The following is a 12568-nucleotide window of genomic DNA, read 5'->3' as shown; positions in this document are numbered from 1 at the left end:
CTTTATAGCAGTACAAAAAGGGGAGAAATATTGTTATTATGCAAAAAATGAAATGGAAGACCTATTTATGTTATTTTGTTATTTTTATACTTCTTGGAACAGCAGTAATAGTCAAGCCATCTATCTCAAAAGCTGAGGAATCTGATGTTAATATTACATTGTTAGGTACTGCAGATATTCATGGTAGATTTATGCCTTGGGATTATGCACTTGATGGAGCAAATACGAGCGGAAGTTTAACACAGCTTTATACGGTTATAAAGAAGGTACGTCAAGAAAATCCAAATACCATATTAGTAGATGCTGGGGATACAATTCAAGGAAACTCAGTAGAATTATTCAATGATAAGCCACAATCGCCAATGATGGTAGCGATGAATACAATGGGATATGACGCCTGGGCATTTGGAAATCATGAATTCAACTTTGGATTAGATACATTGAAAAAAGTTAGTGAGCAATATAAGGGAAAGACGTTAGCAGGAAATATTTATAAGGAAAATGGAGAGCGTTTTCTTCCTGCATATACGATTGTTGAAAAAGGTGGAATTAAAGTCGGGATAATTGGTATGAATACACCAATGATTAGTGATTTCGAAAAAGGGACAGATCATTTGGATGGATTGGTAGTGAAAAATCCAGTAGAAGAGACAAAAAAGGCAATTAAAGAATTAGAAGGTAAAGTAGATGTAATGGTAGGGGTTATGCATATGGGACTAGAAAATGAGAATGGAATCCCAGGTACTGGTGTTCAAGATATTGCGAATGCTTGTCCGGAACTAAGTGCTATTTTTGCAGCTCATATGCATAAACTTGTTAAAAAAGAAGTTGTAAATGGCGTTATTATTACAGAACCAGATAAATATGGAACACATATTTCACGTATTGATCTTACTTTTACAAAGCAAGATGGAAAGATGGTTCTAAAAAATAAAAATGCTACCGCTATACCTGTAAAAAATACTGATGGAACAACAATAGTATCTGATCCCACACTTGAAGACACACTGACACCTTTTCACGAGTATGCGAGAGGAGATGCAAATGTTGTTGTCGCTCAATTAAAGGGTAGAAACCTTGTTCCTGAAAATGAAATAAAGGGTATTCCAAGTGTGCAGATTCAAGAGACACCTTTATCAGATTTCTTTCATGAAGTCATGCTCTACTACAGCAAAGCAGATGTAGTAGCCCATCAAATTGATAACGATAATGCTCGTTTGGATGTAGGTCCTATTAAGAAAAAAGATATTGCGTATAATTATCAATATGCTTTGGGAGAAATTACGGTCTATAAGGTAACTGGGAAAGACTTAAAAGACTATATGGAATGGGCGGCAGGGTACTTTAACTCATCTCGTGCCGGAGATGTAACAGTTAGTTTTGATAAAACCCGTCGTGCTTCTAAATACAGTACGAATGATTTCTTTGGAGGCGTAAAATATGAAATTGACTTAACAAAACCATATGGAAGTAGAATTACAAATTTACGTTCTATTCGTACAAATAAACCAATCAAAATGAGTGATGTTATGACGCTAGGAATGAATGCGTATAGAATGGAGGCTCTTCAGGCAAAAGGGGGAGCTTTAGAGGGACGGAAATTTGAACAAACTTGGTCATCTAAACAAGAGAATGCATTCGGAGAAACTGGTGGAACCATTCGTAACCTTGCTATTACATATTTAAAAGAGGTAAAGAATGGTGTATACACACCAAAAGTTAAGCATAATTGGAAAATTACTGGCGTGAATACACATTCTTCAGAGCATAGGGCTGTAGTGGATCTTGTAAATAAAGGGATTTTAGAAATTCCAAAAACTGAAGATGGAAAATATACAAATATAGCATCTATAAATACTAAAGATTCAATTACAAAAGAAGAGATTGTAGCACTCTCACAAAAAGCTAATATTAATCCAAATCAGTTTAATCATGTAAAAAGAAAAGGAGAATTTTACAAAAAACTTAGTAGGATAATTAAATAAATATAAAATAGATAGCTTTCGTGCAAAAAACTATTAAACTTGGACATACCATTATCCTAAAAAAAGTTTGTGATTGGTATGGAAATATAAAGAATCAACGATAAAAAATCCTCTGGATTATTAAACAAATCCGGGGGATTTTTTATTTGAATAATTTTGGTTTTATTTCTTACTATGCATATTTATAATATGCTTTAAAAGAACATACCTTGAGCTAATAACATGCAATAGATGTGTCTTTTACTATATTTTAATGGGAGACAAATTAAAGATATTTTTGACAAAATAAAAAAGCCTGAAACTCATATGAGACTTCAGCTATCTCATAATGTTACAATCCATGCAGCTATAGACATACATAACAACATTATATTAAAAAATCTAAATTGTAGATGCGCTGCCTCACTAAAGTATTTATATACTATATATATCATAAAACAAAACACGCACTTTCTTCTTCTTGTTTATCAAGGTCATTAGTATTCATTTGATCCATCTTTATCCTAAATCAACTTCATGTCCGAAATATAAGTTTAAATAAGTAATATAAATTATAAGATGTCCTATAATAATTGTTATTTTAATAGCATTAAACCTACTCTTAAAATAGTAAAGAGTGGGTTTTTATGTTGTTATTTAGATGTAAGGGTACTTTGATTAGAATGAATATAGATAATTGACAACTAACCAATTGGATGAGCGCCTAAAAGAGCTCTTTTTTATTGAAATTAATATACATATATGTGTCTTTCTTTATTTATATCATCGACCACATATATGTAATTTTGCATAATGTTACATGAATTTTGTATTTTCTCTTTTTTCCGACAGGAATAGACAGTATACTTTGTACAAGCTTTCTATTTCAAAAATTATACGAGGTGAAAAAAATGAAAAACAAAAAGACATTAACTAAGGTAGCATTAACAACAGGCTTAGCTTTAACAGCTGTAGCACCATACGGAGTAGGTTATGCAGAGGAAACAGACCAACTACAAGTTCAAATTCAGGAAGAATCGTTCCGTTCGGGTGAACTTACACAACCGTCACAAAAGGCACCCGAAAATGTAGTAAAAGATGCTCTTAAGGAGAAAACAGAACAAGCTCTTTCTCCAAAGCAAGTAAATGGAGAAACTGGAGTAGATTATAAAGTTCTTCAAAAACGTGGTTCATATGATGGGACTACACTTGTACGTATTCAGCAAACATACGAAGGAAAAGAAGTATATGGCCATCAATTAACTGCACACGTAGATAATAACGGTGTTATTAAAAGTATTTCAGGCGATAGTGCGCAAAATTTAAAACAAGAAGAATTGAAAAAACCTATTAATCTATCAAAAGATGAAGCAAAACAATATATTTATACGAAGTACGGGAACGATATCAATTTTATTTCTGAGCCAGAAGTTAAAGAAGTTATTTTTGTTGATGAAAATAATGGACAAGCTAGCAATGCATACCAGGTTACATTTGAAGCTGCAACACCAAAATATGTTTCTGGAACTTATTTAGTAAATGCACAAAATGGTGATATGTTAAAAAATATGGTACAAGAATCTAACTTAAAAGCAAGTGAAAAACTAGTTGGAGCATTAAAGAAGAGTAAAAAAAGCAATCTTGCATCATTAACTGGAACAGGAAAAGATGATTTAGGTATATCACGTACATTTGGAATCTCTCAACAAGGTAATGGAAAATATGCTCTTGCTGATTATACAAGAGGGCAAGGAATTGAAACATATGATGTGAATTATAGAGACATTACTAAAGAAGAAAGCTATTATCCTGGTACATTAGCAACTAGTACTTCAACAACATTTAACGATCCAAAAGCAGTAAGTGCTCATTACTTAGCAACAAAAGTATTTGATTTTTATAAAGATAAATACAAGCGTAATAGCTTTGATAATAAGGGACAAAAGGTAGTTTCAGTTGTACATGCTTGGGATTCTGGAGATACGAATGATCCGAAAAATTGGCAGAATGCATTAAGTGCGAATAATGGAAGTATGCTTGTATACGGAGATCCTATCGTCAAGGCATACGACGTAGCTGGCCATGAATTTACACATGCAGTTACTTCTAGCGAATCTAATCTTGAATATTACGGTGAATCTGGTGCGATTAATGAGGCACTTTCTGATATTATGGGAACATCTATTGAGAAATACGTAAATAATGGAAGCTTTAACTGGACGATGGGAGAACAAACTGGATCTGTTTTCCGTGATATGGAAAACCCGGCTTCTGTTCCATCTTCACTTGGAGTACCTTATCCAGATGATTACAGTGAATTTAACGATTTTAATGGATGGGATCAAGGTGGCGTTCATTTTAATTCAAGTATTATTAATAAAGTGGCGTATCTCATTGCAAAAGGTGGAACTCATAACGGTGTAACTGTTAAAGGAATTGGTGAAGATAAAATGTTTGATATCTTCTATTATGCAAATACAGATGAGTTAAACATGACTTCTAATTTCAAAGAATTGAGATCAGCATGTATTCGAGTGGCAACTAATAAATATGGAGCAAATACTGCTGAAGTTCAAGCAGTTCAAAAGGCATTTGATGCAGCGAAAATTAAGTAAGTTAGAAATATAGTTTTCATTCATATATTATTACATTATGAAAAAACAGCTACTGTCATTTTAAAGATAGTAGCTGTTTTTTATACAGCAATGTATGAGTGAAAATAAACTTATAAAGCAATAATTACACTGTATATCTTCAATAGTTACGACAAATATAAAAGGTTTAAAATATATAAAAACTGAAAATTAATAATATATTGACCTCTTGATAGGAAGTACTATAGAATGAAAGCGATAACAAACGATTGCTTTAAAATGATTTCTCTGATCTTTTAGTATTTATACATATATGCAGACATAAATAAATCTATTTTTTTGAACATTAATGCAAACGTTTTCGTATTAAAAAGATCATGGAAATCCATATGTGAAAATTGCCAATATGGGGGGTGAAATAAAAGAGATTTCTAGATTAATTTAAGTAGTGTAATTTAGTACGAACATATTAAATCGTGTGTACTATTTAAAGAAAGGGTGTATGTGGTGCAAATGTTAAAAAAATTAATTAACAAATCAGTTTTATTACTTACTATAATCGTTATGTTATCCTCTGTTTTCTCTTTTCAAAGTGTAAAGGCAGTTTCAAATTCGAAAACAACTGAAGTTATCATTCATTACAAAGAACAGTCTGGAAATACAAAGGATTGGAACCTTTGGTTATGGGGAGAAAATGCGAATGGTAAATCATATGAATTTACTGGTGAAGATGAATTTGGAAAGTACGCTAAGATTAATATGGATGATGACTATGAACGTGTAGGATTTATCATTCGTACGAATGAGTGGGAAAAAGATGGTGGCGATCGTTGGATTGAAAATATAAAGGACGGTCGTGCTGAAGTATGGATTCTTTCTGGTGATGAAAAAGTATATAACTCTAAGCCTTCTTCGGATCTATCCATTCAAAAAGCAACTATTGATAGTTTCAATGAAATTACTGTAACGACTAATGTGCCGTTTCATATTAAGGAACGGAATATTGAAATTGAAGGCATCAAAATTAAGGATATTAGTCCTTATGATATAAACAGTGGAAATGTTACTAATAAGGTTAAAATAATTACGGAGCAGAAAATTGATTTAAAACAATCATACAAAGTTAAAATCGAAAACGTAGCTGATACGAATACTGAAATCGGTAAAGTCATTCGTAGTGAGGAATTTGATCATTCATTTTATTATGCTGGTAACGATTTAGGTAATATATATACACCGCAACACACTAAGTTCCGTGTATGGGCTCCTACTGCGAGTGAAGCGAAGTTAGTTACATATAAAAAATGGAACGATAAAATAGGTACTGAAATAAACATGCAACAAGGTGAAAAAGGAACTTGGAAAGCAGAACTTAAAGGGAACCAAAAAGGGCTCTATTATACGTATAAGGTGAAAATTGGTAATAAGTGGACTGAAGCAGTTGATCCGTATGCACGTGCTGCTGCAGTAAATGGAGATAAAGGTGCAGTTGTTGATTTAGAAGAAACAAATCCGAAAAAATGGAAAGCAAACAAAAAACCAAAATTTAAAAATCCGGAAGATGCTATTATTTATGAATTGCATGTACGTGATCTTTCTATTCAGCCCGAAAGTGGTATTAAACAGAAAGGAAAATATTTAGGGGTAACAGAAAAAGGAACAAGAGGTCCTGAAGGTGTGAAAACAGGCCTTGATCATATGAAAGATCTTGGTGTTACGCACGTGCAGCTTTTACCGATATTTGATTATGCATCAGTAAATGAAGAGAGTTTAAATGAACCACAATATAACTGGGGATATGATCCGAAAAATTTCAATGTTCCAGAAGGATCCTATTCTACAAATCCATATGAGCCAACTGTTCGAATAACTGAATTAAAGCAAATGATTCAAACACTGCATGATAATAATCTTCGTGTTGTAATGGATGTAGTATATAACCACATGTATAATGCTGCTGAATCTAATTTTCATAAGTTAGTTCCAGGTTATTATTACCGTTACAATGAAGATGGAACATTTGCAAATGGAACCGGAGTAGGAAATGATACAGCTTCAGAACGAAAAATGATGAGAAAATTTATGGTGGATTCGGTGACATACTGGGCAAAAGAATACAATTTAGACGGATTCCGTTTTGATTTAATGGGTATTCATGATTATGAAACGATGAATGAAATACGTAAAGCTGTTAATCAAATTGATCCTTCTATTATACTGCATGGAGAAGGGTGGGATTTAAATACACCTCTTGCAGCTGAGTTGAAAGCAAATCAAAAAAATGCGGAGAAAATGAAAGGGATTGCTCATTTTAACGATAATATACGAGATGGATTGAAAGGTAGTGTATTTGAGGAGAAGGAAAATGGATTTGTAAATGGAAAGGACAACATGGAAGACCGCATTAAAAAAGGGATTACGGCAGGCATTGACTACGATATAAATTCGTCTACTTATCAAGATCCTGAGCAAGTGCTAACTTATGTGGAAGCACATGATAATCATACATTATGGGACAAACTTGAGTTGACTAATCCAGGTGACAGTGAAGAAGTGCGAAAACAAATGCACAAATTGTCTTCTTCGATTTTATTAACATCACAAGGTATTCCATTCTTACATGCAGGACAAGAGTTTATGCGCACGAAGTATGGTGATCATAACAGTTACAAATCTCCTGATCCAATTAACCAAATGGATTGGTTGCGCCGTGCAGCATTTAATAATGAGGTAGAATATATGAAGGGCTTAATAGATTTACGCCAAAAGTATTCAGCTTTTCGAATGACATCTCCTGAGCAAATTAAAAAGCATATATCATTTATAGATACTCCAAAAAATGTGGTAGCTTATTCAATAAATGGAAAGGGCAATGGGAATAAAAATGAATACTTTATAGTGGCTCACAATGCAAATAGAGAATCCGTTGACATAACTTTGCCATCGAAAGGGCCTTGGAAAGTACTAGTAGACGGTAAACAGGCAGGTAGTAAAACACTTTACGTTGTCCATGATAATAAAATTAAAGTTCCCGCATTAAGTTCATTAGTTTTAAAAACAGAGAAACCGATTAAATAAATGCAAAAAGCGAAGTGAAGGTTGTTTTTACTTCGCTTTTAAAGTTAAAGTAATATAATTTCACGTACTGTAATTTTATTACAATTTAATAAACAAAAAGAGAAGAACTCCACCAAAGTTCTTCTCTTTTTTATGTGTAATTAGGGTTTACATAATTGTAGATATAAGAGTTTTTGAAAATAGCTAAAGGCAAGACGATGAACCTATTTACAAAGTGACAAGAAAATGACAAAACTGTAAGAATGCATGAATGTTTGTAAGAAAGTTCGATGTTTTCTTTTTTCTTTTTTTATTAAAGTGAAAAATAAGAAAGCGGTGTCATAAGAGGTTGATATTTTTAGGTGCGTACAATAACCAAAACTATTCATGTAATGAAGGTATATGGCAATCAGTAAAACACCTTACTAAAAAGGAGGGTTTGAAAATGACATTTTCTCAATTCAATATTGATATTTTTCGAGCAATTAATGATTTAGGTAAACAATATTCATTTCTAAACTCAACCATGGTATTTTTGGCAGAATATATGGTATATATTTTAGCTCTAATTATTTTAGCTTATTGGTTTACTGGGCCCAGAAAAAGTAGGATGATGGTTATTCAAGCGATGTTTGCTTTTGTGCTTGCTGAGGTGATTGGAAAAATAACGGGGAAATTTCATCTAAATTATCAACCGTTTGCAGTATTGCCTGATGTGAATAAACTTGTCGACCATGCTGTAGATAATTCATTTCCTAGTGACCATACGATTCTCTTTTTTTCAATTTGTTTTTCGTTTTGGCTTATTCGTAAAAAAGTTGGTTGGTTATGGCTTATACTTGCATTTTGTGTAGCGATCTCTCGTATTTGGGTAGGGGTTCATTATCCTTTTGATGTTGCAATAGGGGCTTTAATAGGATGTGTTTCAGCATTGTTTTCTTATTGGTTAGTACCGAATTTTTCTTTTATCAATCAATTGCTTACTCTATATGAAAGAGTAGAAAAACATGTTTTACCATCCAAAAAGAAATCAAAGGGATTTTGAATATACAAGTATAAAAAGACGTTATCCTTTCCTATAATTCTACAGAAAGGATAACGTCTTTTTCGTTTTATCGAAAGTGCAAAATATTAGATTGATAATGATGTATCGGAACCCCGTAGTTAAATATAAGTCTCTTCAACTCTATCTAACCATTCAAAATAGCTTATTTTTGTATTAAAAGGTGTACCTTTTAAAATGACGTGATTTCTATGAGTAACATTTAACAATCCCCATTTAGATATTTAATAGGTTCTCTATATTTATTGTATATAAATTATACAATAAATATTTTTATGTTACATACATTAAATTTAAGCTTAACCTCGCTCTTTTTCTATAATTCTCTTAAATGGACAAAATTCTTACCAATATTCAGAACCGATTACGCTTTTGCATTGATTTTTCGGTTTTTCTTGACCAGATCATTGAATAACTACACATAAACTCCTTATATCTCTAGATAAACTACCGATTAGCTCCATATAGACTCTAGATAACCTATATAGAATACAAGTTATCAAGGAGGTAAGAAAAAATGAATTTTATGAAACGTGCAATTCTCAGTATGAAAAAAAGGATAGGAACATCATTAATTTTGATGGCAGTTTTTCTGATTGTTACAAATTTGGTTCTTTCAGGGTTCACAATCCAAAATGCATCAAAAAAAGCTGCGGATGCAGCAAGAAAAAAACTAGGTGCAGATGTTACTTTAAGTCTTGATTTTGACAAATTAGGTCAACAAGCTCGAGAAACTGGAGAGATGCCTAATCCACCGAAGCTTAAAACAAAAGAAACAGATCAATTAGCGAAATCCAAGTATGTAAAAGACTATAATTACATAGCTAACACTTTCGGTATTTCTGATGGACTTAAACTAGTAGGAGCTTCAGAAGGAGAAGAAGAAGGAAAAGGTAAAGTGGGAATGGCGGCTGTGCGAGGCGGTTCAAGCTCTGGTACAGAAATAGATATGAATGCTTCTTTTATGATTGAGGGGGTCCGCAAGACTGCATTACAAGAAAGCTTTAAAAACGGAAAAAGTAAAATCATTGATGGAAAACCAATTACAGAGCAAATGAAGGATCAGAATGTAGCTTTAATGGAAAAACGATTAGCGGAATTAAACAATTTGAAAGTAGGAGACAAAGTTAAAGTGCAATCAGGGGATAAGAAGGAAACCCTCGAGATTGAAATTATCGGTATTTACGAAACGAATGAGCAAGCAATGGGTCAACAGGCTCCTCCTATTATGGATCCAGCTAATAAACTATATATGCCGCATTCAACTATGAAAAAATTAGAAGTAGACCAAGGTATAAGTAGTGTTCAAGTCGTGTATTTCTTGAATGATCCAAAATATATTGATGCATTTAAAAAAGAAGCAAAAAAATCTAATATTGATTTTAATTATTATAAATTAGATGCACATGATTCATTGTACAAACAAATGATTGGTCCTATCGAAAATATTTCTTCTACTTCTCAAATGATTATTTATATTGTATCAATTGCAGGTGCGATTATATTAGGGTTAATCATTATGCTATCAATTAAAGGACGTCGTAAGGAAATGGGAATACTGTTATCTATTGGAGAGAAAAAATGGAAACTGATGGCGCAGTTCGTAGTAGAAGTAGTATGTGTCGCTATTTTAGCATTTGGATTATCCATAACAACAGGAGCTAAGGTTTCTCAATATATCGGGGATAATTTACTTTCGAGTGAAATCGCTACAACAAGCGAAGAAACGGACACCATGCGAAATAATAGTACTGTAATGATGTCTGGACCTGGTGGTACGCTACAAAATCAAAAAGAAGATCCAATTGATAAAATTGATGTAAGTGTAACAGGAGAAGATGTAGGGAAAATGGGGGGGGTTGGACTAGCTATTGCTATAATAGCAACGCTTCTTCCAGCATTATCAATTCTACGTTTAAATCCAAAACAAATTCTTTTAAAAGATGAATAAGGAGGCATAATATGGAAACGATTTTACAATTTAAAAATTTGGATTATTATTATGAAAGTAATGGAAAAAATGTAGCGATACTAGAGAATGTTAACTTTTCTTTTCAAAAAGGGCATTTCTACACGATTTTAGGACCATCTGGATCTGGTAAAACCACAACGCTAAGTTTAGGTTGTGGACTAGATGTCCCTAAAAATGGTTATGTACTGTATAATGGCAAAGATATTAGAAAAATTGGTTTGGATCGATACCGTAATCAAAATGTATCTGTAATTTTCCAATCTTATAACTTAATTACCTATATGACAGCTCTTCAAAACGTCTTAACAGCAATGGAAATTACAGGTGTTAAAGTGAAAAATAAGACGGTAAGGGCATTAGAGTTATTAGAGAAAGTAGGACTCACAGAAGCTGAAGCGAAACGAAATGTCCTGCAACTAAGTGGTGGGCAACAACAGCGTGTAGCAATTGCTCGAGCACTATCTTGTAATGTTGATTTACTGATTGCAGATGAGCCGACAGGAAACCTCGACGAGGAAACCACAATGGATATAATAGAACTGTTTCAAGAACTTGCACATAAAGAGAATAAATGCATTATTGTTGTGACGCACTCACAGGAAGTTGCTAAAAAATCAGATCGTGCAGTGTATTTAAGTAAGAAGAAGTTGGTCGTAAATGAAATCTAATATAAACATCGTAGTTGTTCAATTCACATAATTTTCAAAATTTAGCCCGTTCAAAAGCTTATATTTGATTTATAATAAAATCAAGCCATAATCAAAATGGTCTCCCTGTACTGAATGTTAAAATAGTTTGTTGTTCCCTTTTTCTTATAATTGGTTACCTATATCATGGGATAATCACACATAAAAAACGGGACATTACCTAGATATATAATCTAAATGCTGTCCCGTTTAACTGTGTATCTGTATAGTTATTGCAGAATTAAACCTACAATCATAATTAAACTAAATACTATTATCCAACCAAACGCACAATAGCCAAAAATTCTAATCCATTTAGGTAATTGATTCATGTTAATTTTATTTGAGGGAACTCCCTGCATAGAAAACATCATTTTTTGATCTCTATCTCTATTATTTTGTTGTTCATACATAACATCATAACCTTTCCAGAACTATTGTGTTTATAGTATATCAGCCTGAAGAAAATTATGTACAGAATACAAGGGGATAACTTAATATTATGTGGTGAATTTTATAAATACTGAAAAAGAGCCCTACATAAATAAGATTATGTTTCTTCAAGTATTAACTTGCTGGATATGCATTAGAACCAAGATAGCGTTCTTTTATAATTTGAAGATGATGAAGCTCATGACCAGCAATGATGTATGCTAATGCACGAACTGTAACTTCAGAATTATTCGCATTTCCTCTTTGTGACCAAGCTTCTTTATCTAAGCTTCTAAGTAAATACACGGTAGATTGGCGAACAACTATTAAATTCTCAAGAAGATCTTGCATAGATTGCTTATCAAAAGCAGCTCTAAGAACATACATATCATCGTTATAGCCTGGAAGTTCTGCTGTCTCGCCTCGAGCAATAGATAGCAATCGATACGCCATAATACGTTCTGTGTCCGCTATATGACCGATTACTTCTTTTATACTCCATTTAGTAGGAGCATACCGGAAAAGTCCCTCACTATTAGAAATTCTCTTTAATAAAAGATTCGTTTCCTTCATTTGTTGTTCTAGAATATGTATGATATTTCCGTCTGATACCAAGTTGGTATACGTTGCATAATAGGAGTTATATTCACTTACCTTTGGTCTTATTTGCATACGAATCATCCTTTATGTTTTATATTTAATCTTTACATATAGCTTATCATAAAAGAATTCCAAATTAATCTGAAAAATGGAGGCAAATATGCATTTTTCATCTTCCTTTTCAGTTGCATAGATGAAAT

The 12568-nt window shown here is 32.7% G+C and carries 8 protein-coding genes; 6 read left to right on the top strand and 2 right to left on the bottom strand.

All coding sequences use genetic code 11. From position 1 onward, the window contains the following. The first annotated feature begins 38 nt into the window (after positions 1–38). The 6 genes from ILT06_RS24180 to ILT06_RS24155 all read left to right on the top strand — a co-directional run bounded on the left by ILT06_RS24180 (position 39) and on the right by ILT06_RS24155 (position 11318). Positions 39–1985 carry a bifunctional metallophosphatase/5'-nucleotidase gene (locus tag ILT06_RS24180; protein ID WP_222655613.1) on the top strand — a complete coding sequence of 649 codons (1947 nt, stop codon included), beginning with the start codon at positions 39–41 and terminating at the stop codon, positions 1983–1985. A gap of 890 nt (positions 1986–2875) precedes the next feature. After that, the gene (locus tag ILT06_RS24175; RefSeq protein ID WP_222655612.1) at positions 2876–4579 is read left to right on the top strand and encodes a M4 family metallopeptidase; all 1704 of its coding nucleotides are present in this window, start codon (positions 2876–2878) and stop codon (positions 4577–4579) included. Between the two features lie 486 nt (positions 4580–5065). Further along, positions 5066–7636: a type I pullulanase gene (pulA, locus tag ILT06_RS24170; RefSeq protein ID WP_308010610.1), complete on the top strand. Its 2571-nt coding sequence runs from the start codon at positions 5066–5068 to the stop codon at positions 7634–7636. Positions 7637–8060: 424 nt separating this feature from the next. Beyond that, positions 8061–8660, top strand: a complete 600-nt coding sequence (locus ILT06_RS24165; protein ID WP_222655610.1) for an undecaprenyl-diphosphatase — start codon at positions 8061–8063, stop codon at positions 8658–8660. A 535-nt stretch (positions 8661–9195) separates the two neighbouring features. Then, positions 9196–10629, top strand: coding sequence for an ABC transporter permease (locus ILT06_RS24160; RefSeq protein WP_064475434.1), 1434 nt, complete (start codon positions 9196–9198; stop codon positions 10627–10629). 11 nt (positions 10630–10640) lie between these two features. Continuing rightward, on the top strand, positions 10641–11318 hold the full coding sequence (locus ILT06_RS24155) for an ABC transporter ATP-binding protein (protein ID WP_064475433.1): 678 nt from the start codon (positions 10641–10643) through the stop codon (positions 11316–11318). Between the two features lie 248 nt (positions 11319–11566). Here ILT06_RS24155 and ILT06_RS24150 read toward each other — a convergent pair whose 3' ends face one another. Continuing rightward, positions 11567–11749 carry a hypothetical protein gene (locus ILT06_RS24150; protein WP_000273229.1) on the bottom strand — a complete coding sequence of 61 codons (183 nt, stop codon included), beginning with the start codon at positions 11747–11749 and terminating at the stop codon, positions 11567–11569. A 154-nt stretch (positions 11750–11903) separates the two neighbouring features. Further along, the gene (locus ILT06_RS24145; protein ID WP_064475432.1) at positions 11904–12440 is read right to left on the bottom strand and encodes a DinB family protein; all 537 of its coding nucleotides are present in this window, start codon (positions 12438–12440) and stop codon (positions 11904–11906) included. Positions 12441–12568: the final 128 nt, after the last annotated feature.

It is taken from the genome of Bacillus sp. 17RED48 (genome assembly GCF_019837545.1).
Lineage (GTDB): Bacteria > Bacillota > Bacilli > Bacillales > Bacillaceae_G > Bacillus_A > Bacillus_A wiedmannii.
The sequence above is the reverse complement of the archived record's forward strand: the minus strand, read 5'-3'. Positions and strand labels throughout refer to the sequence as shown.